We start from the raw sequence: 25,131 nt of genomic DNA on the forward strand, positions 1-25,131 counted from the left end.
ATGGCCAAGAAGGCGAAGAAGCAGTCCGGCGGCACGCCCGCCACGGTGGCGCTGACGGAGGCGGGCGTCCCGTTCACCGTCCACGCCTACGAGCACGACCCCTCCCACCCGTCCTACGGCGAGGAGGCGGCCGAGGCGATGGGCGTGTCGCCGGAACGGGTCTTCAAGACCCTGGTGGCCGACGTGGACGGCGCCCTCGTGGTCGCGGTCGTCCCGGTGGCGGGCTCCCTCGACCTCAAGGCCCTCGCCACGGCGGTGGGCGGCAAGCGGGCGGCGATGGCCGACCCCGCGGCGGCCGAGCGCACGACGGGGTACGTCCGCGGCGGCATCTCGCCTCTCGGCCAGCGCCGCAGGCTCCGTACCGTCCTGGACTCCTCGGCCTCCGGGCACACCACGATCTGCGTCTCGGCGGGCCGCCGCGGCATGGAGGTCGAGCTCTCCCCCGACGACCTCGCGAAGCTCACGGAAGCGGTGTCCGCGCCCGTCGGACGGACGTGACCGGCTTTCGGCGCCGAAGGGCGGTACCGCCCGCGAGACCCCTCGACGGACGGCGCGTCCTCGGTTAAGCACGAGGGGCATGTCGAAGAGAACGCGGAAGCGCAAGTGGCGCGTCAGGAAGGGCCGCTCGAACCACGGCCGCCGTCCCGCATGACCCACGCCCCGCCCAAGGGCCGGCCCGGCAGCCGTTCTCCCGGCACCCGGCCGGCCCTGCCCGTGCGGGCCCGTCCCGTCCGGGCGGGTCCGGACAGGACGGGTCCGGGCAGGACGGGTCCGGGCAGGACGGGTCCGGGCAGGGCTGTCGAGGCCGGTGCCGTCAGGGCCGGGCCCTACACGGCCGGAGGCCCCTGCGGCGGCGCGTCGGCCGGATAGGGCTTCTGCTCGTACGGGTCGAGGTCACGGGGGCCGAACAGGGCCATGAGACCGAGGTGGACCACCAGGGCGCTCAGGGACCACGCCAGCAGCGCGCCCTTGGCCCCGAGCTTCAGCGGCGCGGAGAACGTGACGCCCTTGCCCACGGCCTTGGCGTGCGCGACCACGTCCTGCGCGGGTCCGAGCCAGATCCCGACCCGCCAGGCGAGCAGCGATCCGAGCAGACCGCCCAGCGCGAGCGCGATCACCAGCGGCACACCGCCACGCCGTCGCACGAGGAACACGACCAGGGCACTCAGCGCCCCGAAGCCCAGCGCGAGCAGGGTGAAGGTTCCGTCGACACCGACCGCCTGCTCTCCCTCGGTGTCCTTGATGTACACCGCGGTGCCGTCCGAGACCAGCGGCACATGGGGTGCCAGCCACGCCCAGAGCACCCCGAGCAGAGCCCCCGCGAGGGCGAGGGCGACCGTGATCACGGCGGCCTCCCGCACTTCGGTCCTCATGCCGGGTCCGTCCTGCCCGTAGGAGACCCCGTACGCGCCCGGGTACACGGGATGGCCCGGGAAGCCGGGCACGGGCTGTTTCTGCCAGTCGGGATGCGGCGGCAGCCGGTCCTCGGGGGACTGTTCGTGCGGCGGCGGAGGCGGAGTCAGCGGAGCGGTCACCCTGCCATCGTGCCAGGCCCCGTCGTCGGCCGCGTCACCGGACGGCCGCCCGGCGGTAGGCCCAGGCCGCGAGGACCAGGGAGACCGCCCCGACACCGCCGCAGACGGCCAGATCGCCGAGGACCGCCGCCCAGTCGGGACGCGCCCCGAAGGTGCGGGCGAACGCGTCGACGCCGTAGGTCGAGGGCAGCAGGTCCCGGAGGTACTGCACCGGGACCGGCATCCGGTCGGCCGGGAGGACGCCCAGCAGCAGGGCCGCGGACATGCCCATCTGGCCGAGCAGGGTGGCCAGCTCGGGCCGCGGCGCGAGCAGCCCGAACGCGGCCCCGAGCCCGGCGAGCGCGGCGCCCGCGAGCGGGACGACCGCGGCCAGCACCCACAGGTGGGCCAGCGGCAGCCCGAAGAGCAGGCACCCGAAGACGGCGGTGACGAGGGTGCCGGGCACGGTGAAGGACGCGTACGCGGCGGCGGCACCCAGCACCACGGCCGCCGGCGGCACCGGCAGCGTCGCGTAGTGGTCGAGACCGCCGCTCGCCCGCAGCTGCCCGAAGTACTGCGCGAGCAGGTTGAGGGCGACGAAGGCGACGACCAGGACCGTGGACCCGGCGACCACGGCCTGCGCCTCGGCGCCCCCGTCCACCACCCCGCGCATCATGATCATGATGCCGAGGGACTGGAAGGTGGCCACGAACAGCAGCGGGATCCGCGCGACGCGGGCCCGGGAGAGCTGCGCCCGGTACACGGCGGCCAGCGAGGGCGCGAGCCGTGCCCGCGGCCCCAGTTCCCCGGCAGCGCCGGCGTCCTCCGCCAGGGACGGGGCACTGCCCGGCAGAACTCCAGCGGGTACGGCACTCACGTCGAACTGCTCCCCTTCGTCGGCAGCCGTCCTGCTCCGCTCACGTACGGCGCCCCTCTCCCGTACGGATTCCACGCCCCGGACACTCATGCCTTCACCAGTCCCTGCGTCGCGTGGCCGCCGAGCGCCAGGTACACGTCCTCCAGGCTCGGCGTGGCCAGGGTGAAGTCGTCGAGTGCGGCGAAGGCGGCTCCGCCGGTGACCGCGGCCACGGCCGCGCGGGCCTCGTCGGGCGCGAGCCGCAGCGTCCAGCGGCGGCCCGACTCGACGGCGCGGGCCCGCAGCGCGGCGACCTCGGGGACGTGCAGCGGGGCGTTCTCCCGCCAGACGAGTTCGACCCGTACCTCGCCCGCGACCCGCTCCTTGAGCCCGGCCGGGGTGTCGCAGGCGATGACCCGTCCCTCGTCGAGGACGGCGACCCGGTCGAGGACCGTCTCGGCCTCGATGACGTTGTGGGTGACGAGCAGGACCGTGGCGCCCTGTTCCACCCGCCGCCGGTCGACGGCGGCCCACACCGCGCGCCGGGCGACGGGGTCCATGCCGGTGGTGGGCTCGTCGAGGACCAGCAGCGGGCGCCGTCCGACGAGGGCCGCGGCGAAGCAGGCGAGCCTGCGCTGTCCGCCGGAGAGCTTCTTCAGGGGGCGGGAGGCGAGGGCGGCCAGGCCCAGTTCGTCGAGGACGGCGTCCCGCTCGGCCCGCGCCTCGCCGAGGCCGAGTCCGCGCAGCCGCCCGGTCGTCTCGGCGGCGAGGGACACGGTCAGCTCGTCCAGGGCGGTGGACTCCTGCCCGAGGTAGGCGAGGATGCGTGCCGCCCGCTCGGGGTGGCGGACGATGTCGTGCCCGAGGATCTCGACGCTGCCGCTGTCGGGACGCATCAGCCCGGTGAGCTGGCGCACGAGGGTGGACTTGCCGGCGCCGTTCGGCCCGAGCAGCCCGAAGATCTCGCCCCGGTGGATGTCCAGGCGTACCCCGTCGGTGGCTCTGACCTCGGGTGCGGCCGGTGTGCCGCGGCGGCCGCGGACGGCCGGATAGGTCTTGGTGAGACCTCGCACGGCGCACACGACATCGCCCCTGTGCCCCGTCGGTGCTGCCTGTGCCGTGCGCGTACTCACGAAGGACGAGAGTACGTGGTCCGATGCCCTGTTATGCGCCGGGGGCCGCGGCGGGCCCCGGACGAGACCGCCTCGGCCCCCGTCCCCGGCCGGGGGTCACTCCCCCGCGGGCGCGTGCTCCGTCGCGGTGCGCACGTCGATCTCCCGCCAGAATCCGGCCCGGATCGCGTAGCGGTCGTGTTCGTCGATCTGGTCGTCCTTGTGCGCGAGCAGGCCGAAGCGGGCGGCGTAGCGCAGCAGTTCGCCGTCCACCCGGTGGGGGACCCGCGGGTACATCGACGACAGCTTCTGCAGATGGCCCGGGTCGGTGAGGCGCCCCATCCAGCGGCGCGCGAAGACCTGTCCGACCTCGTAGGGGTCGCCGCCGACCGTGGTGATGTCCTCCTCGCGGTCCGCCCAGCGCTGCTCCGCGGAGGTGAGCTGGGCGAGCGTGGGCAGCGCGGCGACCTCCGGGGACTCGGTGACGCCGCCGGGACGGTCGACCCAGCCCTTGTCCGAGGACCAGCGCAGCGTGGCGTTGGCGGGGTGCTGCGCGGGCTGGGCGCCCGGCCCGCGCAGCGCGGCCAGGTCCTTCGGGGTGGGGACGCCCTTGGCCGAGGGCACTCTTTCCTGGGTGCCGTTCGGCGAGTCGGCCGCCTGGTGGTGCTCGGTCTCCTGGGCGGAGCGCTCCGTGGCGGCCGCGAGCGCGGACTCGGGCAGCGGCGCGGAGAGGATGGCGGCGATCTCGGGCCGCGGCACCGGCGGCGGGGCGCAGATCCCGCCGGTCTCCTTGGCGCGGACCGCCTTGGTGATCCAGGCGCGGTCGAGCACCCGTCGTTCGTCGGCCTCGGCGACCAGGTCCTCGGACTGGTTGTAGTCGCCGTCCGCGGCCTGCACGGCCCACAGGTGTACGGCCACGCCGTGCTCCTTGGCGGCCATCATGCCCGGCAGCAGATCGCCGTCGCCGGTCACGAGGACGATGTCGGAGCAGGCGCGGTTGCGCGCGAGTTCGGTCAGCTCGGCGTGCATGGCGGCGTCCACGCCCTTCTGCGCCCACCGTCCGTCGCTTCGGGTCAGCGCGCCCAGGCGCACCGTCACCCGCGGCATCACGCGCAGCCTGCGGTGCTCGGGCTGCGGGACGCGGTCGGGGGCGCCGTCGAACCAGTAGATGCGCAGCAGGGGCCGTTCGGTGTCGGACTCGGCGCGCTCGCGCAGGCCCTGGACGAGGGCGGTGTGGTCGACGGTGATCCGGGATCGCGAGGGCTCTCCGGCGAGGAGACTGGCGGCGGCCCCGAGCAGATACCCGGCGTCCACCAGGACGATGCAGCGGTCCACGTGGTCCACCCTCTTTCCGGGAGGTGTGCTTCGGGCTTCCTTGGAGTCTGCCCGACCGTGCGGAGGTTAACGGCCGGAACTCGATCTTCGGCGTGGCGGATCGGAGGGGCACCTGCCGACAGGTCTCATTACGCACGGTAATTATACGAAATGCGCAGATTGTCAGCCTATGTGAATCTGGTCGCGGCCCTGGCCCCTAGATCCCCCTCAGGAGGCAGATCACCATGGCCAAGAACAAGAATCGCAAGCAGGGCGGCCAGCACGACCGCTCCTCGCAGGCCGAGCGCGCGCAGGAGCAGGCACAGCGGTCGGCGGCGCAGGCACAGCAGTCGCCGATGTCGCACGCCCAGGGCAGCCCTGCTGATGTTGCCCGTAAGCACCAGAGGCGTTTCGGCCACAACTGAGGCCGCGGCGCCGGCTGTTGAGGCCTGCGTACGCACCGAGGGGCGCATCCTGTTCCGGATGCGCCCCTCGGTGCGTCTGCGTGTCTCCGGCGCTTTCGCCGTGCGGGTCCGCGTACCTCCGCCGCCTTCGCCGCGCGGTGGTCAGCCGGCCAGGCAGGCCGGGCCGAGCAGCACCTTGAGATCGCCGAAGAGCGCCGGGTCCGGCTTCACCCGGTGCCGGTCGAGCCGCAGCACGGTGGTCCTGCTCGGGCCCTGGAGCCTGATGCGGACCTCGCTCTCGCCCTTGTGGTGGCTGAGGATCTCGCCGAGGCGGCTGACCATCGGCGGAGTCACCTTCAGCGCCGGGATGGTGAGGATCACGGGTGCGTTGGTGCCCGCGTTCGACAGGTCCGGGACCTGGAGTTCCATCGCGACCAGCCGGGGCACGTCCTCGCGCTTGTCGAGGCGCCCCTTGACGAAGACGACCGCGTCCTCGACCAGCTGGGTCGACACCAGCTGGTAGGTCGCGGGGAAGAACATGCACTCCATGGAGCCCGCGAGGTCCTCCACGGTGGCGATCGCCCAGGCGTTGCCCTGCTTGGTCATCTTGCGCTGCAGGCCCGAGATGATGCCGCCGATCGTGACGACCGCGCCGTCCGCGTGCTCGCCGCCCGTCAGCTGGGAGATGCCCGCGTCGGCCTTGTCGGACAGGACGTGCTCCAGACCGAAGAGCGGGTGGTCGGAGACGTACAGGCCGAGCATCTCCCGCTCCTGGGCGAGGAGGTAGGCCTTGTCCCACTCGTCGGTGGTGAACTCCACGTCGAGCCCGAAGCCGGGCTCGCTGGTGTCCTCGTCCCCCATGCCGCCGAAGAGGTCGAACTGGCCCTCGGCCTCCTTGCGCTTGACCGCCACCACGTTGTCGATCATCGGCTCGAACTGCGCGGTGAGGCCCTTGCGGGTGTGCCCCATCGTGTCGAACGCACCCGCCTTGATCAGCGATTCCGTGGTGCGCTTGTTGCAGGCGACCGCCTCGACCTTGTCGAGGTAGTCGGGGAAGGAGCCGTACTTCCCCTTGGCCTTGCGGCTGCGGATGATCGATTCCACCACGTTCGTGCCGACGTTGCGGACGGCCGAGAGTCCGAAGAGGATCACGTCGTCGCCCTGGGCGGCGAAGTTCTGCTCGGACTCGTTCACGTTGGGCGGCAGCACCTTGATGCCCATGCGCCGGCACTCGTTGAGGTAGACGGCCGACTTGTCCTTGTCGTCCTTGACGGAGGTGAGCAGCCCGGCCATGTACTCGGCGGGGTGGTTCGCCTTCAGGTAGGCGGTCCAGTACGAGACGAGTCCGTACGCGGCGGAGTGGGCCTTGTTGAAGGCGTAGCCGGCGAAGGGGACCAGCACGTCCCACAGGGACTGGATCGCCTCGTCGCTGTAGTTGTTCTTGCGGGCGCCCTCCTGGAAGAGGACGAAGTTCTTCGCCAGCTCCTCGGGCTTCTTCTTGCCCATCACGCGGCGCAGGATGTCGGCCTCGCCGAGCGAGTACCCGGCGATGATCTGGGCGGCCTTCTGGACCTGCTCCTGGTAGACGATCAGACCGTAGGTGACGGCCAGGACCTCTTCGAGGGGCTTCTCCAGCTCCGGGTGGATCGGCGTGATCTCCTGGCGGCCGTTCTTGCGCTCCGCGTAGTTGATGTGCGAGTTCATGCCCATCGGGCCCGGCCGGTACAGGGCCGAGACGGCGGAGATGTCCTCGAAGTTGTCGGGCTGCATCTGGCGGAGCAGCGAGCGCATCGGGCCGCCGTCGAACTGGAAGACGCCGAGGGTGTCACCGCGGCAGAGCAGTTCGAAGGTCTTCGGATCGTCCAGCGGCAGCGCCAGCAGGTCGAGGTCGATGCCCTTGTTGGCCTTCACCATCTTGACGGCGTCGTCCATGATCGTGAGGTTGCGCAGGCCCAGGAAGTCCATCTTGAGCAGGCCCAGCGACTCGCACTGGGGGTAGTCCCACTGCGTGATGGTCACGCCGTCGGTGTGCCGCACCCAGATGGGGGCGTGGTCGACGATGGGCTCGCTGGACATGATCACGCCGGCGGCGTGCACGCCCATCTGCCGGACCAGGCCCTCGACGCCCTTGGCGGTGTCGATGACCTTCTTCACGTCCGGCTCGTTCTCGTACATCCCGCGGATCTCGCCCGCCTCGTTGTACCGCGGGTGCGAGGGGTTGGTGATGCCGTCGAGGTCGATGCCCTTGCCCAGGACGTCGGCGGGCATCGCCTTGGTGAGCCGGTCGCCCATCGCGTACGGGTAGCCCAGCACGCGCGCGGAGTCCTTGATCGCGTTCTTGGCCTTGATCTTGCCGTAGGTACCGATCATGGCGACCTTGTCGGCGCCGTACTTCTCCGTCACGTACCTGATCACCTCGACGCGCCTGCGCTCGTCGAAGTCGATGTCGACGTCGGGCATCGAGATGCGCTCGGGGTTCAGGAACCGCTCGAAGATCAGGCCGTGCGGGATGGGGTCGAGGTCGGTGATGCCCATGGCGTAGGCGACGATCGAGCCTGCCGCGGAGCCTCGGCCGGGGCCGACCGCGATGCCCTGCTTCTTGGCCCACATGATGAAGTCGGCGACCACGAGGAAGTAGCCCGGGAACCCCATCGAGATGATGGTGTCCATCTCGTACTCGACCTGCTTCATCCGGTCTTCCGGGATGCCGCCGGGGAAGCGGCGCTCCATGCCGCGCATGGTCTCCGCCCGGAACCAGGTGACCTCGGTGTAGCCGTCGGGGATGTCGAACTTCGGCATGAGGTTCTTCGCCTCGAACATGCCGGTGGTGTCGATCTGCTCGGCCACCAGGAGGGTGTTGGCGCAGCCCTCCTGCCAGGCGTCCGAGGAGTCGACCGCGTACATCTCGTCCGTCGACTTCAGGTAGTAGCCGGTGCCGTCGAAGCGGAAGCGGTCCGGGTCGGAGAGGTTCTTGCCGGTCTGGATGCACAGCAGGGCGTCGTGGGCGGTCGCCTCGTGCGCGTACGTGTAGTGCGAGTCGTTCGTCACCAGGGGCGGGATGCCGAGCTTCTTGCCGATCTCCAGGAGCCCGTCGCGAACCCGGCGCTCGATCTCGATGCCGTGGTCCATCAGCTCCAGGAAGTAGCGGTCCTTGCCGAAGATGTCCTGGTACTCGGCGGCCGCCTTCAGGGCCTCGTCGTACTGGCCGAGGCGCAGCCTGGTCTGGAGCTCGCCGGAGGGGCAGCCGGTGGAGGCGATGAGCCCCTCCGACCACTGGGAGATCGTCTCCTTGTCCATCCGGGGCCACTTCTGGAGCCAGCCCTCGGCGTACGCGTCCGAGGAGAGCTTGAAGAGGTTGTGCAGGCCCGTCCGGTTCGCCGCCCAGATCGTCTTGTGCGTGTAACCGCCCGAACCGGACACGTCGTCGCGCTTCTGGTGCGGCTGGCCCCACTGGATCTTGCGCTTGTTGCGCCGGGACTCCGGGGCGACGTACGCCTCGATGCCGATGATCGGCGTGACGCCGGCCTTCTTCGCCGTGTGGAAGAAGTCGTAGGCCCCGTGGAGGTTGCCGTGGTCGCTCATCGCGATGTGGGTCATGCCCATCTCGTTGCACGCGTTGAACATGTCCTTGAGCCGCGCGGCACCGTCCAGCAGCGAGTACTGGGTGTGGACGTGCAGGTGCGTGAACGGCGGCTTCGACACGGTTTCGGCCTCCAGGAAGAACCATCGGTTACAGGCTGCGGACAGTCTGGGGGGTCAGCGTCGAAGTCTATGACGCGGGACTGACACTCGCCGGAGGATCACCCGTACCGTCGTGCGGGGCCCTCCTCCGGGGCGTGCGTTCGCCGCCGGGGGCCGGGCACTCCGGCGTATGTTCGTCCGTTGGAAGTGGACGGACCCCTTGTCCCGGGGCGGCGCGCCGCCCCGTCATGTCATGCAGCACCTGCACCAGGAGGCACCCAGCGATGTCGGTCCCGCAGCTCAGCGCCGAGCAACGCGGCGAGCAGATCCTCGCCGTCTTCGACACCGCGTTCGGCGAGCTCCTGGCCGCCGACCCGGCCGCGTTCCGCGTGAAGTTCCGCAAGATGGCGGCCTCCGCCTTCGCGTTCTACCGCGGCACCGCGGCGCTCTTCTACCACGACGTCGACCAGGGCAGCCGGGGCGGTCCGTACCTGGACGAGCGCACCTCGCGCGTGTGGATCCACGGCGACCTGCACGCCGAGAACTTCGGCACGTACATGGACGCGCAGGGCCGTCTGATCTTCAACGTGAACGACTTCGACGAGGCCTATGTGGGCCCCTTCACCTGGGACCTCCAGCGCTTCGCCGCCTCCGTGGCCCTCATCGGCTACGCGAAGGCGCTCAGCGACGAGCAGATCACCGGCCTGGTGCGGGTGTACGCGGCCGCCTACCGCGAGCGCGTCCGCGCCCTGGCCACCGGCGCCAAGAGCGACGAGGTGCCGCCCTTCACGCTGGACACCGCCGAGGGCCCGCTCCTGGACGCGCTGCGCGACGCCCGCTCGCTGACCCGCTTCGGGCTCCTGGACTCGATGACCGAGATCCGCGACTTCGAGCGCCGCTTCGCGCCAGGCGGCGGCTCCATCGAGCTGGACGCCGCCACCCGCTACAAGGTCCTCGCGGCCTTCGACGGCTATCTGGAGACGCTCCCCGAGTCCTCGCTGACCCGCCCGGACTCCTACCGCGTGAAGGACGTCGTGGGACGCCGCGGCATCGGCATCGGCTCGGCCGGCCTGCCGTCGTACAACATCCTCCTGGAGGGCATGAGCGACGCCCTGGAGAACGACGTGGTGATCTACATCAAGCAGGCCCAGACCCCGGCCGTCTCCCGGCACGTCACGGATCCCGCGATCCGTGACTACTTCCGCCACGAGGGCCACCGCACGGTGATCTCGCAGCGTGCCCTGCAGGCGCACGCCGACCCGTGGCTGGGCTGGACCGAGCTGGACGGCGCGGGCCAGCTGGTCGCCGAGGTCTCGCCGTACGCGGTGGACCTGGACTGGGGCGACATCGACGACCTCGAGGAGATCGCCTCGGTCGTCGCCGACCTCGGCCGGGCCACCGCCACGATGCACGCGGCGGCGGACGACCAGTCCGGCGAGTCCCTGGTGCCGTTCTCCACGGAACGGGCCATCGACGCGGCCATCGCGGCCGACGAGGAGGGCTTCGCCGACCTCCTGGTGAACTTCGCGCACAGCTACGGCGACCGCGCGCGCCGTGACCACCAGATCTTCGTGGACCTGTTCCGCAACGGACGGATCCCGGGCCTGTAGAGCACACGGACGGCCGCCGGGCGCGCACCCGCCGGCCGTCCGTCCCACAACGCTCCCGTAACGCACAGGAACCCTTTAGGGGACGCTTACGGGAGCACGTGGGAGACTCACCTCCGCTATGGACATATCCGGGATCCAGCTCAGAGCCGCGCGCGCGACGGTGTTCACGGCTGTCGTCGTGACGCTCTCCGCCGCGTCGCACGTGCTGCTGTCCCGGGTGCCGCTGCCCCTCACCACCGTGGCGGCGATCAGCGCCGCCGTCTTCGTCCTCTCCTTCGTGCTCGCGGGCCGTGAGCGGGGCTTCGGCCCCATCGCCGCCCTGCTCGTCCCGCTGGAGCTGGCCGCCGACACCGTGTTCACGACGGGCCAGCACGTCTGTTACGGCCGGGCGGGCGGCCCGGTCGCGGGTCCGCTGCGCTCGGTCGGCCTCGACGTGCTGTGCGGCGGGGGCAGTGTGGGAACCCCGCTGTCCCGGGTGACCGGCGGCGCCCCCGACCGGGCCGCCGCCCTGCTCGCGCACGCCGACCCTGCCACCGCCTGGCTGCTGCTCGGCGTGCACGTCACCGTCGGTCTGATCGCCGCCGCGTGGCTGCGCAGGGGCGAGCGCGCCCTGGAGCAGTTCCTGCGCGCGGCCGCCGCCTCCACCTTCCGGCCGCTGCTGCTCGCGGTCGCCGCGGTGACCGTACGGCCGGCCCCGCCCCGTCCGCTGCCGCGCACCGCGCACCGGCCGGCCGCCGCCCGGACCCTCCTGTTCGCGCACTCGCTCGGGCGACGGGGGCCTCCCCGCCCGGCCGTTCCCGCCTGAGCCGCCCGGCACGGACGACGGCCCCCGGCCGATCGCCCCGGACCACGGTTCACCGGTCATAACTTCCGGGCGACCGCGCGAACGAACGTTCCCGGACGGCCCTGAGCATCAGCAGTCCCCCTTACGTATTCCGCGTACACGTGTGCGCGTCCCCGATGGAGAACACCACTATGAGCAAGCGGAACAGCCAGGCGTCGAAGACGGCGGCGCGCGAGAGGCTGCGCGTGGAGCGCGAGCGCCAGGCCAAGCGCGACAAGATCAAGCGCCAGGGGATCGTGGCCGGTTCCCTCGTCGCGGTCCTCGCGATAGCGGGCGGCATCGGCTACCTGGTCGTGCAGAACAACAAGCCCAGCTACTGGGAGGGCCTGAAGGACGCCAAGACGGTCGTGGCTCCGGCCAACACCACGGGCACCAAGGGCACCACCGTCGTCATCGGCAAGGACACCGCCAAGAAGACCCTCAAGCTCTACGAGGACCCGCGCTGCCCGATCTGCGCCACCTTCGAGCAGACCGTCGGCCCGACGCTGAAGAAGGACCTCGACGCCGGCAAGTTCAAGGTCCAGTACGTCGGCGGCACGTTCCTCGACAACAACGGCAGCGGCGAGGGCTCCAAGAACGCGATGAGCGCGATGGGCGCCGCGCTGAACGTCAGCCCGGAGGCGTTCCTCGACTACAAGGCCGCGCTGTACTCGGCGAAGTGGCACCCGGAGGAGGCGGTGGACAAGTTCAAGGACGACGCCTACCTCATCAAGGTCGCGGACACCGTCTCCGCGCTGAAGGGCAACGCCAAGTTCCAGGACGCGGTCAAGAAGGGCACGTACGACGCCTGGGCCATGGCGATGTCGAAGACGTGGGACGACAACAAGGACGGCGTCACCGGCACGCCGAGCCTGGTGATGGACGGCAAGAAGGTCACCGGGCCGGGCGGCAACGCGCCGATGACGGCCGCCGACTTCACCACGGCGATCGAAGCGGCCCTCAAGGCCTGACCGGCGCGGTGACGTCACCCGAGCCGCCCGGAACGGCGGACCGGGTGACGTGAGCGGCCCCTGTGGCCGGTGCGACCCGAGCGGCGAAAAGCCGAAGAGCGGGCGAACTTTTCCAGTTCGCCCGCTCTTGGCGTGTACTGATCGGTAACCTCATCGCCCGTGACCAGTCGACACAGATCATCCGACCCCGCGGACGCGCTCAACTCCCGCGCCCCGCGCCGCCGTACGGTCGTCAAGGCCGCGGCCGCCACCGCCGTCCTCGCCGCCCCGCTCGCGGCCGCCCTGCCCGCCCGCGCCGCCGAGGCGCCCGTGTTCCTGCACGGCGTCGCCTCCGGCGACCCGCTGCCCGACGGCATCCTGCTGTGGACCCGGGTGACGCCCGGCCCCGAGGCGATACCTGGTTCCGGGCTCGGCCCGGACACCGAAGTGAGCTGGACCGTCGCCAGGGACAAGGCGTTCACCTCGATCGTCGCCACGGGTTCCACCGTCGCGACGGCCGCCTCGGACCACACCGTCAAGGCGGACATCCGCGGCCTGCAGCCGGCCACCGACTACTGGTTCCGCTTCTCCGCCGGCGGCACCGACTCGCCCATCGCCCGCACCCGCACCACCCCGGCCGCCGACGCCTCCGTGGCGAACCTGCGCTTCGGCGTGGTCTCCTGCGCCAACTGGGAGGCCGGCTACTTCTCGGCGTACCGCCACCTCGCGGCCCGCGGCGACCTGGACGCCTGGCTGCACCTGGGCGACTACATCTACGAGTACAAGTCCGGCGAGTACGGGACCCGCGGCACGGTCGTACGGCCGCACGCCCCCGCCAACGAGATCCTCACCCTCGCCGACTACCGCACCCGGCACGGCCGTTACAAGACCGACCCCGACCTCCAGGCCCTGCACCACAAGGCGCCGGTCGTCGCGATCTGGGACGACCACGAGTTCGCCGACAACACCTGGTCGGGCGGCGCGGGCAACCACACCGAGGGCGCCGAAGGGGCCTGGGCGGACCGTCAGGCGGCCGCGAAGCAGGCCTACTTCGAGTGGATGCCGGTCCGCCCGGCCATCGCCGGAACCACCTACCGCAGGCTGCGCTTCGGCAAGCTCGCCGACCTCGCACTGCTCGACCTGCGCTCCTTCCGCTCGCAGCAGGCGTCCACCGCCAGCGGCGCGGTCGACGACCCGGACCGCACGCTCACCGGCCGCGCCCAGCTCGACTGGCTGAAGTCCGGGCTCAAGTCCTCGGACACCACCTGGCGTCTGGTCGGCAACTCGGTGATGATCTCGCCGTTCGCGGTGGGCTCCCTCTCCGCCGACCTGCTCAAGCCGCTCGCCAAGCTGCTCGGACTGCCGCAGGAGGGCATCGCCCTCAACACCGACCAGTGGGACGGCTACACCGACGACCGCCGCGAACTGCTCGCGCACCTGCGCTCCAACGCCATCCGCAACACGGTCTTCCTGACCGGCGACATCCACATGGCCTGGGCCAACGACGTGCCGGTGGACGCCGGCACGTACCCGCTGTCCCCCTCCGCCGCCACGGAGTTCGTGGTCACCTCGGTCACCTCCGACAACCTCGACGACATCGTCAAGGTCCCCGAGGGCGTCGTCTCGGCCGTCGCCTCCCCGGTCATCCGCGCGGCCAACCGCCATGTCCACTGGGTCGACACCGACCGCCACGGCTACGGCGTCCTGGACATCACCGCCGACCGCGCGCAGATGGACTACTACGTGCTGTCCGACCGGACGAACTCGAACGCGACCTCGTCCTGGGCCCGTTCGTACCGCACGCGCAGCGGCACGCAGAAGGTCGAGCGGACGTACGACCCGGTGTAGACCCCCGGCCCCGGCTGTGGGCCCCCGGGCTACAGCGTCTCCAGGAAGCCGAGTGCCACCTTCCAGGTGGCCTCGGCCGCCTCGGCGTCGTAGTCGGGCAGGTCCGGGTCGGTGTAGAGGTGCCCCGCGCCCGCGTACCGGTAGACCTCCACGTCGGCCCCGGTCCTCCGCATCCGGAGGTACCAGGAGCTCAGCCAGTCGTCCGTCTCGAACTGGTCGGGCTCGGCGACGTGCAGCTGGACGGGGAGGTCGTCCACCGAGGCGTTCTCGGCGATGTCCGACGTGCCGTGCAGCAGGAGCAGCCCGCGGGCCTTCTCGTCGCCGAGGGCCAGGGTCTGCCCGACCGAGGCGCCGAGGGAGAAGCCCGCGTAGACCAGACCGCGGTCGGAGTAGGGAGCGGCGGCCAGGACCGCCCGCTTGAGCAGTTCGTCCTTGCCGGTCCGGTCGGCGAAGGCCATGCCCTCCTCGGCGGTCTCGAAGGTGTGCCCCTCGAAGAGGTCGGGGGTCCACACCTCGTGGCCCGCGGCCCGCAGCCGGTCCGCCGCCGCGCGCACCGCCGGCCGCAGACCGTAGGTCGAGTGAAAGAGCATGATGTTCATGGACCCCATGGTGCCAGCCGGCCCCTCGGATACCCCGTTCCGCCCCGAGAACACATGTTCATGACGCCGACGGCCGGTTAGCTTCTCAGACATGGAGAACGTACTGCGCCCGGTGATCGTCGTCGGTGGCTCGGTCGTGCTCACCCTGCTCGTCGGATGGTCCGTGGACCGTCTGCTGCGCCGGGCTGCCGACCGGAACGGCGAGAACTCCCTGTGGGCCCTGCTCCGCCGCGGCCGTGTCCCCTTCCAGCTGGTCCTGTTCGCGGCCCTGCTCAGAGGCTCCTACGACCAGGCGAAACTGCTGGTCGACCACCGGATCGGCATCGGCCGGACACTGACCCTGACCCTCATCGGCGCGGCCGCCTGGCTGGTGGTGAGCATCGCCACGGCGGTCGTCGAGACCTCGTACAGCCGCTACGCGAGCGCGCACCGCGATCCGGCCCGGATCCGCCGGGTCCGTACCCAGGTCACGCTGATCCAGCGGGTGGTCACCGCGGTCGTCGGTGTCGTCGCGGCCGCGGCGATGCTGCTCACCTTCCCCGCGATGCGGGCGGCCGGCGCCTCGCTGCTGGCCTCGGCCGGGATCCTCGGCATCGTCGCCGGTGTCGCAGCCCAGTCCACCCTGGCGAACCTCTTCGCCGGACTGCAGATCGCCTTCGGCGACATGGTGCGGCTCGGCGACACCGTGGTGGTCGACGGCGAGTGGGGCACGGTGGAGGAGATCACCCTGACGTTCCTGACGGTACGGACGTGGGACGAGCGCCGGATCACCATGCCGGTCTCGTACTTCACCTCCAAGCCGTTCGAGAACTGGTCGCGCGGCACTCCGCAGATGACCGGCATCGTCTTCCTGCACGTCGACCACTCCGCCCCGGTGGAGGCGATGCGCGGGAAGCTGCGCGACATCCTGCGCGAGTGCCCGGCCTGGGACGGCCGCGACTACGGCCTCGCCGTCACCGACTCGACGCCCAACACCATGCAGGTGCGCGCCCTGGTCACCGCGAAGGACGCGGACGACATCTGGACGGTACGGGTCACGGTCCGCGAGCAGATGATCCGCTGGCTGGCCGAACAGCACCCCTACGCGCTGCCCCGCGTCAACACCGCCGAGGCGGTGCCGCTGCCCGGTCAGGGCCCGCGCGCGGGCCGCGCGGAGCCGGACGCGGCGGCCGCCCGGCCGCACGTCCGCCACGCCCACGAACCGCCCCGCACGGGCCCTGGCCGCGGCTGACCCCCGCCTCCGGATCCCGGACACGACGGACCGCCCCGCACCCGGGGCCCGACCGGCCCCACCGGGCGAGGCGGCCCCGCCCGACACGGGCCGCCTCCGCCCGGCCCGCCATGCCCGGCCGTCCCGCCGGGCATGGCGGCACAGGTACCGCGGCGTGCGGCGAAGGCACAACGGCGGGGCGCCGCGGCTCGGGCCACGCGCCCGGCGCCGGTGGCGGGGGGCGGCGCACCCGGCGCCGGTGGCGCAGGGGCGCGGGGACCCCGGTGGAAGCGCCGGCAGGCGTCAGCGGAGGCTGCGGACGTCCAGGTGTCTGAGGACGCGGTCCACGATCTCCGGGTCGGCCCCCGGCTCGCTGCGCGCGGACAGCACCTCGTGCCGGGCCGCGCTCATCATCTCCCCCTGGATCCGCCGCATCCGCTTCATCCGCCGGACCCGCTGCAGATGCGCCTCGCGCCGCTCCTCGTCCCCCATGTCGGGGCTGATCCGCACACCGATCTCGAAGGCCCGGCGCAGCAGCTGCTCGGAGAGCTCCTCCGGCAGCTCCTCCACCTCCTCGATCTCCCTGAGCCTGCGCTTCGCGGCCCTGGCGGCCCGCACCGCGAGCTCCTTCTCGAAGGCCTTCTCGACGTCCTCGTCGGCCCGCACCCCGAGTCTTCTGACGAGCCACGGCAGGGTGAGCCCCTGGAGCACCAGGGTCGCCATGATCACCCCGAAGGCGATGAACACGATCTCGTCCCGGTCGGGGAACGGCGCCCCGTCCTCCGTCTCCAGCGGGATCGCGAGGGCCAGGGCCACGGAGGCGACCCCGCGCATCCCGGCCCACCACATGATCACGGTCTCCCGCCACGAGGTCGGGATCTCCTCGTCGTAGTCCCGCTTGGCGTGCAGCCGCTTGGTCAGCCAGGTCGCGGGCAGCAGCCAGGCCAGGCGTACGAACACGACCACCACCACGATCGTGGCGGCCCAGCCGAGCATCTCGCCCCAGCGGCCCGACGCCGTGCGGATCGCGTTGTGCAGTTCGAGGCCGATGAGCCCGAAGGCGACACCGGTGACGAGCGTGTCCACCACCTCCCAGACGGTCGCCCCGGCGAGCCGGGTCATGACGTCGTCGGCGTCGGTGGCGTACTCCGCGAGGAAGAGGGCGGTGACGAGGACGGCGAGCACGCCCGATCCGTGCAGTTCCTCGGCGAGCACGTACGAGACGTACGGCACGAGCAGGGTCAGTCCGACCTGGAGGGGAGCGTCCTCGACCAGTGTCATCAGCTTGTTGGCGGCCCAGCCGAGGGCCAGCCCGACGGCCAGGGCGACGACGGCGGAGAGCACGAAGTCGAGTCCGGCCTTCCAGGGCGAGAAGCTCCCGCTGACCGCGGCGGCGATCGCCACGTGGTAGAGCACGATCGCCGTCACGTCGTTGAAGAGTCCCTCGCCCTCCAGGATCGACACCAGGCGGCGCGGCAGTCCGAGCTGTCCCGCGACGGCGGTCGCCGCGACCGGGTCGGGGGGCGCCACGAGCGCGCCCAGCGCGAAGGCCGCGGCGAGCGGCAGGCCCGGCACGATCGCGCTCGCGACGCCCGCGACGGCCAGTGTGGTGACGAACACCAGGGCGACGGCGAGCAGGAAGATCGGGCGCCTGTTCGCGGCGAACTGTCTCCACGAGGTGCGGCGCACCGCGGCGTACAGCAGCGGCGGCAGCAGCGCGGGCAGGATCAGCTCCGGCGGGATGTCCACGTTCGGGACGAACTCCAGGACGGCCAGCACCATGCCGAGCAGGGTCATCAGGACCGGCGCGGGGAGCCCGAACCGCTCTCCGACCGGGACGCTGACCACGGCCCCGAGCAGCAGCACGAACAGCAGGGCCAACTGATCCACGGTCAGCTCCGGGGGGTCTGGACGATCAGGGGCGAACCAGATCCCAAGCGTGCCACGCCGCTACGGCGATCCCCCGCTCACAGCGCCTTGCGCATCGCGCGGTGCGGCATTCCCGCGTCCGCGAACTCGGGACCGTACGCCACGTACCCGAGCCGTTCGTAGAAGCCCAGCGCGTGGGTCTGCGCGTGCAGGTCCACGGCGGTCAGGCCACGCGCGCGTGCCGCGCTCTCGATGGCCCCGACGAGCGCGGCGCCGATGCCGAGCCCGCGCGCCTCGCGCGTCACGGCGAGCCGCCCGAGCGAGCCGACCGCCGGATCCCCGCCGACCTTGGCCGCGGCGGCCTCGCCCTCCAGCAGACGCCCGGTGCCGAGGGGCACGCCGTCCCCGCGGACCGCCAGCACGTGCAGGGCCCCGGGGTCGTACGCGTCGTACTCGATGTCCTGGGGGACGCCCTGCTCGCCGACGAAGACGTCCTTGCGCACCGCGAAGCAGGCCTCACGGTCGGCGGCGCGCTCGGCGATCCGCACCTCGTACGGGGCGGTCCGCGCCTCGGGGGAGACGCCCGCCGCCGTGTCCGGGCCGCCGCTCACGCGTAGCTCTCCTCGCGGACCTTGTCCAGCGCCCGCTGGAGGTCCTCGGGGTAGCCGGTCTCGAACTCCACCCAACGGCCGTCCGCGGGGTGCTCGAAGCCGAGGCGGACCGCGTGCAGCCACTGGCGGGTGATGCCGAGGCGCTTGGCGAGCGTGGGGTCCGCGCCGTAGGTCAGGTCGCCGACGCAGGGGTGGCGGTGGGCGGACATGTGGACGCGGATCTGGTGGGTGCGCCCGGTCTCCAGCTTGATGTCGAGCAGGGAGGCGGCACGGAACGCCTCGATCAGGTCGTAGTGCGTGACGGAGGGCTTGCCCTCGGCCGTGACCGCCCACTTGTAGTCGTGGTTCGGGTGGCGTCCGATGGGCGCGTCGATGGTGCCGCTGGTCGGGTCCGGGTGGCCCTGCACGAGCGCGTGGTAGCGCTTGTCGACCGTGCGCTCCTTGAACTGGCGCTTGAGCGAGGTGTACGCGTACTCCGACTTGGCGACCGTCATCAGGCCCGAGGTGCCCACGTCCAGGCGGTGGACGATGCCCTGGCGCTCGGCCGCGCCGGAGGTCGAGATGCGGTAGCCGGCGGCCGCGAGACCGCCGATGACGGTCGGGCCGGACCAGCCGGGGCTGGGGTGCGCGGCCACGCCGACGGGCTTGACGATCACGAGCACGTCGTCGTCGTCGTGGACGATCTCCATGCCCTCGACGGGCTCGGCGACGATCTGCACGGGCGCGGGGGCCCCGGGCATCTCGACCTCGAGCCAGGCGCCGCCGTGCACCCGCTCGGACTTGCCGACCACCGAGCCGTCGACCGTGACCTTCCCCGCCGCGGCGAGCTCCGCGGCCTTGGTACGGGAGAAGCCCAGCATGCGGGAGATGGCGGCGTCGACGCGCTCGCCCTCCAGGCCGTCGGGCACGGGCAGGGTACGGATCTCGGGAATCGTGCTCACCCGTCGAGTATGCCGGACGGCTCGGACACCGCCGGACCACGGCCCGAAGGCCGGTGCCCGGCAGGGACCGGTCCCGGGCGTCGTACGGGCCGCGGGAGGGTCCGTGCGACGGGGCCCGGGGCGGGTCAGTCCTTGTGGACGGTGCCGTCCGGGTCCAGGCCCCGGAAGGACAGCAGCACGATCAGGATGCCGCCGCAGACGATCGCCGAGTCGGCGAGGTTGAAGACGGCGAAGTGCTTGGGTGCGATGAAGTCCACGACCGCGCCCTGGAAGACGCCGGGCGAGCGGAAGATCCGGTCGGTCAGGTTGCCGAGCGCGCCGCCCAGCAGCAGGCCCAGCGCGATGGCCCACGGCACGCTGTAGAGCTTGCGGGCGAGCCGCGCGATCACGACGATCACGGCCGCCGCGATCACCGTGAAGATGACCGTGAACGCCTGGCCGAAGCCGAAGGCGGCGCCCGCGTTGCGGATCGCCTCGAACCTCAGCCAGTCCCCGAGGACGTCGATCGAGTCGTGGTGCTCCAGCTTCGCCACCACGATCATCTTGCTGACGAGATCGAGGGCGTACGCCAGGACGGCCACCGTGAAGAGCACGGCGATCCTGCGCTTGCCCCTGGGCCGCTCGGCCGGGGCCGGCGCGTCGGCGCCGGCCCGGTCGCCGGACGCCGCGTTCCCGCCGGACTGCTCCGGTTCGGCGCCCGCCGCCCCTGGAATGTCCGGCGTACCGATGATGCGCTCCGCCTCTGCCACGTGAGTGAGTCCCTCGACCTAGGTTCCTGACTGAGGACGAGGGTACGGCACACGCTCGCGGGCACAGGCGATCAGGAGGGCTCCCCGCCGCGGGGCGGTGGCGCTCCCACGGGGCGCCCGGCGTTCAGTGCCTGCGTTCCTGCTTCTGCTTGCACTCCACGCACAGGGTGGCGCGCGGAAAGGCCTGCGTACGGGCCTTGCCGATGGGGTTGCCGCAGTTCTCGCAGAGCCCGTAGGTGCCCGCGTCGAGGCGGTCCAGGGCGTGCTCGGTCTGCTCCAGCGTTTCGCGCGCGTTGGAGTTCAGGGCCATCTCGTGCTCGCGCGTGATGTTTTTCGTACCGGTGTCCGCCTGGTCGTCTCCCGCGCCGTCGCCGGAGTCCCGCATCAGGCCCGCGAGGGCCTCCTCGGACGACGCGATCTCGGCGCGCAGCCGCAGCGCCTCCGACTGGAGCTCCGCGCGGGCCCCCTGGACCTCCTCCGGTGTCCAGGGGTCCTCTCCCGGCCGCACCGCGAGCTCACCGGGCTCGACCGCGGCGATCCTCGCCTTCGGTACGGCGGTGGCCTTCTTCGCGGCCGTGGCCGCGCCACGGGTCTTCTTCGCAACCACCGTCGTGGCTCCCGTCGTCTTCGCGGCCTCGGCCGCGCCCTGGGCCGCCGCGGCGGCCGTCCTCCTGGCCGTACCGGTGCTCTTCTTCCCCGCCGTGCTCGTGCTCTTCCCCGCCTCGGAGGCCGCCGGGGCCACCGCGGCCGCGGACTTGCCGGACGCGGACTTCCCCGCCGCCGTCGCCGCCTTCCTCGCGGTGGTCCTCCCCCCGGCCGTCTTCCCGCCCCCGGCCTTCGAGGCCGTCTTCACCGGCTTCCCCCCGGCCTTCGCGGGGGCCGCCTGCGCGTCCTTCTTCCCGCCCGTGTCCCTGGCCGCCGCACGCGTGGATCTGCCCGACGCCGACTGCTGTACGGCGGTCTTCTTCGCCACCATGGCCGCGGCCCCTTCACATATTGTGATCTTGCTCGCGAATCGTGCTGGGACGATAAATCGACTTCCGGCCCGCGGCAACGGGGCCTGCCCACGATCCGCCCCGCCGCACGAGCCCGCGCGGCAAGTCTGCCTGCGTTGTGCCCAGCTCCCCGCCGGGTAATCCGCCGGGACGGGCGTCCCGGGATCCGGACGCGCGCGACTCGCCATTCGGGTCACCGCGCGGGCCGCGGCGACGCCCCGGAAAACCGGTCGGCCGCCGTCCCCGGAGCGCCGTACACTGGGCGCAGCGAGAAGCGTGGATGGGGACGAGTAGCGGCGTACGCGGCCAGGAGCGACCCGGGGACGGTGGAAGCCCGGGGGCGAGCGCGACGTGAAGATCACCCCGGAGCCGCCGGCAGAACACCCCCTCAGGGGCCAGTAGACCCGGCATCGCGACCCCAATGAGGGGGCTCACCGAGGCGAACGGCGCTCCGGAGGGCCAAGGAGGGTGGTACCGCGGGAGCGCGCCGCACACGGCGTCCGTAGCAAGACGGCTCTCGTCCCTCCGACGGAAGGCAGAAAGTCCGTTGGAGGAAGCTCGCCGATGACAGCGCCGACGTACCGCCAGGTGCCCGCCCAGGTCGACCTGCCCGCACTCGAGCACGCCGTGCTCGACTTCTGGCGTGAGCAGAAGATCTTCGCCAAGAGCCTCGAGCAGTCCGAGGGCCGGCCGGAGTGGGTGTTCTACGAGGGCCCGCCCACCGCCAACGGCATGCCGGGCGCCCACCACATCGAAGCGCGCGTCTTCAAGGACGTCTTCCCGCGCTTCCGCACCATGCGCGGCTACCACGTGGCCCGCAAGGCGGGCTGGGACTGCCACGGCCTGCCGGTCGAGCTGGCGGTCGAGAAGGAGCTCGGCTTCACCGGCAAGCAGGACATCGAGGCGTTCGGCATCGCCGAGTTCAACGACCGGTGCCGCGAGTCCGTGACCCGCCACACCGACGCGTTCACCGAGCTGACGAACCGCATGGGCTACTGGGTCGACCTCGACGACGCCTACCGGACGATGGACCCCGAGTACATCGAATCCGTGTGGTGGTCGCTCAAGGAGATCTTCGACAAGGGGCTGCTGGTCCAGGACTACCGCGTGGCGCCCTGGTGCCCGCGCGACGAGACGGGCCTGTCGGACCACGAGCTGGCCCAGGGCTACGAGACCATCGTCGACCCCTCCGTGTACGTCCGCTTCCCGCTCACCTCCGGTCCGCTGGCCGGCCGTGCCTCGCTGCTGGTGTGGACGACCACGCCGTGGACGCTGGTGTCCAACACCGCGGTCGCCGCCCACCCCGGCGTCACCTACGTCGTCGTGACGAACGGCGAGGAGCGGCTCGTCGTCGCGCAGCCTCTCGTGGAGAAGGCGCTCGGCGAGGGCTGGGAGACCACGGGCGAGTCCTTCACCGGTGCCGAGATGGAGCGCTGGACGTACCAGCGTCCGTTCGAGCTCGTCGAGTTCCCCGAGCCCGCCCACTTCGTGGTCAACGCCGAGTACGTGACGACCGAGGACGGCACGGGTCTGGTCCACCAGTCCCCCGCCTTCGGCGAGGACGACCTCAAGGTCTGCCGCTCGTACGGCCTGCCGGTCGTGAACCCGATCCGCCCGAACGGCACCTTCGAGGAGAGCGTCCCCCTCGTGGGCGGCGTCTTCTTCAAGAAGGCGGACGAAAAGCTCACCGAGGACCTCCAGGAGCGAGGCCTGCTCTTCAAGCACGTGCCGTACGAGCACAGTTACCCGCACTGCTGGCGCTGCCACACCGCGCTCCTGTACTACGCGCAGCCGTCCTGGTACATCCGCACGACGGCGGTCAAGGACCGTCTCCTGGAGGAGAACGAGGGGACCAACTGGTTCCCGGAGTCCGTGAAGCACGGCCGCTTCGGCGACTGGCTGAACAACAACATCGACTGGGCGCTCTCGCGCAGCCGCTACTGGGGCACCCCGCTGCCGCTGTGGACCTGCGAGGAGGGCCACCTCACCTGTGTCGGCTCGCGCGCGGAACTCACCGGGCTGACCGGCACCGACCAGTCCGCACTCGACCCGCACCGCCCGTACATCGACGCGGTGACCTTCCCGTGCCCCGAGGGCGGCTGCGGCCTGACGGCGACCCGCGTGCCCGAGGTCATCGACGCCTGGTACGACTCGGGTTCGATGCCGTTCGCGCAGTGGGGCTACCCGTACAAGAACAAGGAGATCTTCGAGAGCCGCTACCCGGCCCAGTTCATCTCCGAGGCCATCGACCAGACGCGCGGCTGGTTCTACACGCTGATGGCCGTCGGCACCCTGGTGTTCGACAAGTCCTCGTACGAGAACGTCGTGTGCCTCGGCCACATCCTCGCCGAGGACGGCCGCAAGATGTCCAAGCACCTGGGCAACATCCTGCAGCCGATCCCGCTGATGGACCAGCACGGAGCCGACGCGGTGCGCTGGTTCATGGCGGCCGGCGGCTCCCCGTGGGCGGCCCGGCGCGTGGGCCACGGCACCATCCAGGAGGTCGTCCGCAAGACGCTCCTCACGTACTGGAACACCGTCGCCTTCCAGGCGCTGTACGCCCGTACCAGCGACTGGGCGCCGAGCGCGGCCGACCCGGCCCCTGCGGACCGTCCCGTCCTCGACCGCTGGCTGCTGTCCGAACTCCACGCGCTCACCGACCAGGTGACGCAGGCTCTGGAGGCGTACGACACCCAGCGGGCCGGAAAGCTCCTGTCGGCCTTCGTCGACGACCTCTCGAACTGGTACGTGCGCCGCTCCCGCCGCCGCTTCTGGCAGGGCGACAAGGCCGCGCTGCGGACGCTGCACGAGGTCGTGGAGACCGTCACGCGGCTGATGGCCCCGCTGACCCCGTTCATCACCGAGCGGGTCTGGCAGGACCTGGTCGTCCCGGTCAGCCCGGACGCCCCGGAGTCCGTGCACCTGTCGAGCTGGCCCGAGGCGGACCTGTCCGTCATCGACCCGGAGCTGTCGCGCCAGATGGTGCTGGTGCGCCGTCTCGTCGAGCTCGGCCGGGCCACGCGCGCGGAGTCGGGCGTCAAGACCCGTCAGCCGCTGTCCCGCGCGCTGATCGCCGCGACCGGCTTCGCGGCGCTCGACCCCGAGCTGCACGCGCAGATCACCGAGGAACTGAATGTGAGTTCCCTCGCGTCGCTCTCCGAGGTCGGCGGCTCACTGGTCGACACCACCGCCAAGGCGAACTTCCGCGCCCTGGGCAAGCGGTTCGGCAAGGGCGTCCAGGACGTGGCGAAGGCCATCGCCCAGGCCGACGCCGCGGCCCTGTCCCTCGCCCTGCGCGAGGGCACCGCGTCGGTCGAGGTCGGCGGCGAGAGCGTGACCCTGGCCCCGGACGAGGTCATCATCACGGAGACCCCGCGCGAGGGCTGGTCGGTGGCCTCGGACTCCGGCGCGACCGTCGCGCTCGACCTGGAGATCACCGAGGAGCTGCGGCAGGCGGGCCTCGCCCGTGACGCGATCCGGCTGATCCAGGAGGCCCGCAAGAACAGCGGCCTCGACGTCGCCGACCGCATCGCGCTCCGCTGGACCTCCACGGACCCGGCGGTCGTCGCGGCCCTCTCCGAGCACGCCGGTCTCATCGCCGACGAGGTCCTCGCCACGGACTTCGCCCGGGGCGAGGCGGACGGCGGTTACGGGGAACCGTTCACCGACGAGGGCCTGTCCCTGGAGTTCCGTCTCCGCAAGGCCTGACGAGGACACCGCACCCGCGCCGAGGGCCCGGGGCCGCCAGGATCACCTGGCGGCCCCGGGCCCTCGGCCTTCCCGGACCCCGCCTGCGGCCCGTCCCCGTGTCCCTTCCCGGGCCCCCTCGCCCTTCCCCGGGCCCTCGCCGTTCCCCGGCCCTGCGCCTCGGCCCGGCCCCCCGGCCCGCGGGCCCGCGCCCCCGCCGCGCCGGCCCGGCCCCCCCCGGGCGGGGCCCGGGGGGCGCCGGTGGTTGTCCGGCCCCATTAACCACCATTCCCCACGGGTTTTCGTAACGCGCGGCTGGCGCCCCCGCGCGGCCCGCGCCGAGTTCCTCCTCAAGGCC

19 protein-coding genes are annotated in these 25,131 nt (G+C 71.8%); 8 read left to right on the top strand and 11 right to left on the bottom strand.

All coding sequences use genetic code 11. The features are described from left to right. Complete coding sequence (gene ybaK, locus ACFW6B_RS15190; protein ID WP_386595926.1) at window positions 1–498, top strand: Cys-tRNA(Pro) deacylase; 498 nt, start codon at window positions 1–3, stop codon at window positions 496–498. A gap of 329 nt (window positions 499–827) precedes the next feature. Here the strand turns inward: ybaK and ACFW6B_RS15195 are convergent, their stop codons facing one another. From ACFW6B_RS15195 to ACFW6B_RS15210, 4 genes are all read right to left on the bottom strand, one after another. Further along, window positions 828–1,535 (bottom strand): AAA family ATPase, encoded by a 708-nt coding sequence (locus ACFW6B_RS15195; protein WP_386595928.1) that lies wholly within the window; start codon window positions 1,533–1,535, stop codon window positions 828–830. A 34-nt stretch (window positions 1,536–1,569) separates the two neighbouring features. Further along, entirely contained in the window at window positions 1,570–2,391 is an 822-nt protein-coding gene (locus tag ACFW6B_RS15200; protein WP_386595972.1) for an ABC transporter permease, read from the bottom strand. A gap of 86 nt (window positions 2,392–2,477) precedes the next feature. Then, window positions 2,478–3,452: an ABC transporter ATP-binding protein gene (locus ACFW6B_RS15205; RefSeq protein ID WP_386595974.1), complete on the bottom strand. Its 975-nt coding sequence runs from the start codon at window positions 3,450–3,452 to the stop codon at window positions 2,478–2,480. 147 nt (window positions 3,453–3,599) lie between these two features. Then, window positions 3,600–4,817, bottom strand: a complete 1,218-nt coding sequence (locus ACFW6B_RS15210; RefSeq protein WP_386595930.1) for an NYN domain-containing protein — start codon at window positions 4,815–4,817, stop codon at window positions 3,600–3,602. A gap of 224 nt (window positions 4,818–5,041) precedes the next feature. Between ACFW6B_RS15210 and ACFW6B_RS15215 the strand changes: the two genes are divergently transcribed. Beyond that, complete coding sequence (locus ACFW6B_RS15215) at window positions 5,042–5,221, top strand: hypothetical protein (RefSeq protein ID WP_386595932.1); 180 nt, start codon at window positions 5,042–5,044, stop codon at window positions 5,219–5,221. Window positions 5,222–5,362: 141 nt separating this feature from the next. Here the strand turns inward: ACFW6B_RS15215 and dnaE are convergent, their stop codons facing one another. Then, window positions 5,363–8,902 carry a DNA polymerase III subunit alpha gene (dnaE, locus tag ACFW6B_RS15220; protein ID WP_386595934.1) on the bottom strand — a complete coding sequence of 1,180 codons (3,540 nt, stop codon included), beginning with the start codon at window positions 8,900–8,902 and terminating at the stop codon, window positions 5,363–5,365. 263 nt (window positions 8,903–9,165) lie between these two features. Here dnaE and ACFW6B_RS15225 point away from each other — a divergent pair, with 263 nt between their 5' ends. The 4 genes from ACFW6B_RS15225 to ACFW6B_RS15240 all read left to right on the top strand — a co-directional run bounded on the left by ACFW6B_RS15225 (window position 9,166) and on the right by ACFW6B_RS15240 (window position 14,112). After that, a complete protein-coding gene (locus tag ACFW6B_RS15225; RefSeq protein ID WP_386595935.1) occupies window positions 9,166–10,491 on the top strand; it encodes a DUF2252 domain-containing protein in 1,326 nt (441 codons plus the stop codon). 118 nt (window positions 10,492–10,609) lie between these two features. Continuing rightward, window positions 10,610–11,296 (top strand): hypothetical protein, encoded by a 687-nt coding sequence (locus tag ACFW6B_RS15230; RefSeq protein WP_386595937.1) that lies wholly within the window; start codon window positions 10,610–10,612, stop codon window positions 11,294–11,296. Window positions 11,297–11,466: 170 nt separating this feature from the next. After that, complete coding sequence (locus ACFW6B_RS15235; protein WP_386595939.1) at window positions 11,467–12,285, top strand: thioredoxin domain-containing protein; 819 nt, start codon at window positions 11,467–11,469, stop codon at window positions 12,283–12,285. 159 nt (window positions 12,286–12,444) lie between these two features. Then, on the top strand, window positions 12,445–14,112 hold the full coding sequence (locus ACFW6B_RS15240) for an alkaline phosphatase D family protein (RefSeq protein WP_386595941.1): 1,668 nt from the start codon (window positions 12,445–12,447) through the stop codon (window positions 14,110–14,112). 29 nt (window positions 14,113–14,141) lie between these two features. Here the strand turns inward: ACFW6B_RS15240 and ACFW6B_RS15245 are convergent, their stop codons facing one another. After that, window positions 14,142–14,711, bottom strand: a complete 570-nt coding sequence (locus ACFW6B_RS15245) for a dienelactone hydrolase family protein (protein ID WP_386595942.1) — start codon at window positions 14,709–14,711, stop codon at window positions 14,142–14,144. Between the two features lie 91 nt (window positions 14,712–14,802). On the opposite strand from ACFW6B_RS15245, the gene ACFW6B_RS15250 reads away from it, so the two are divergent. Next, window positions 14,803–15,942 carry a mechanosensitive ion channel family protein gene (locus ACFW6B_RS15250; RefSeq protein WP_386595944.1) on the top strand — a complete coding sequence of 380 codons (1,140 nt, stop codon included), beginning with the start codon at window positions 14,803–14,805 and terminating at the stop codon, window positions 15,940–15,942. A 282-nt stretch (window positions 15,943–16,224) separates the two neighbouring features. Here ACFW6B_RS15250 and ACFW6B_RS15255 read toward each other — a convergent pair whose 3' ends face one another. The 5 genes from ACFW6B_RS15255 to ACFW6B_RS15275 all read right to left on the bottom strand — a co-directional run bounded on the left by ACFW6B_RS15255 (window position 16,225) and on the right by ACFW6B_RS15275 (window position 21,067). Beyond that, window positions 16,225–17,811, bottom strand: coding sequence for a Na+/H+ antiporter (locus tag ACFW6B_RS15255; protein WP_386595946.1), 1,587 nt, complete (start codon window positions 17,809–17,811; stop codon window positions 16,225–16,227). 77 nt (window positions 17,812–17,888) lie between these two features. Continuing rightward, window positions 17,889–18,401, bottom strand: a complete 513-nt coding sequence (locus ACFW6B_RS15260; protein ID WP_386595948.1) for a GNAT family N-acetyltransferase — start codon at window positions 18,399–18,401, stop codon at window positions 17,889–17,891. Further along, window positions 18,398–19,342 carry an RluA family pseudouridine synthase gene (locus ACFW6B_RS15265; protein WP_386595950.1) on the bottom strand — a complete coding sequence of 315 codons (945 nt, stop codon included), beginning with the start codon at window positions 19,340–19,342 and terminating at the stop codon, window positions 18,398–18,400. Before ACFW6B_RS15265 ends, ACFW6B_RS15260 begins: the two co-directional genes overlap by 4 nt. Window positions 19,343–19,467: 125 nt before the next feature. Continuing rightward, a complete protein-coding gene (gene lspA / locus ACFW6B_RS15270; RefSeq protein WP_386595952.1) occupies window positions 19,468–20,091 on the bottom strand; it encodes a signal peptidase II in 624 nt (207 codons plus the stop codon). A 124-nt stretch (window positions 20,092–20,215) separates the two neighbouring features. Further along, window positions 20,216–21,067, bottom strand: coding sequence for a TraR/DksA family transcriptional regulator (locus ACFW6B_RS15275; RefSeq protein ID WP_386595954.1), 852 nt, complete (start codon window positions 21,065–21,067; stop codon window positions 20,216–20,218). A gap of 583 nt (window positions 21,068–21,650) precedes the next feature. Between ACFW6B_RS15275 and ileS the strand changes: the two genes are divergently transcribed. After that, complete coding sequence (gene ileS / locus ACFW6B_RS15280) at window positions 21,651–24,794, top strand: isoleucine--tRNA ligase (RefSeq protein WP_386595956.1); 3,144 nt, start codon at window positions 21,651–21,653, stop codon at window positions 24,792–24,794. Window positions 24,795–25,131 lie beyond the last annotated feature (337 nt).

Origin of the sequence: Streptomyces sp. NPDC058751 (genome assembly GCF_042746485.1) — a bacterium.
Taxonomy (GTDB): Bacteria; Actinomycetota; Actinomycetes; order Streptomycetales; family Streptomycetaceae; genus Streptomyces.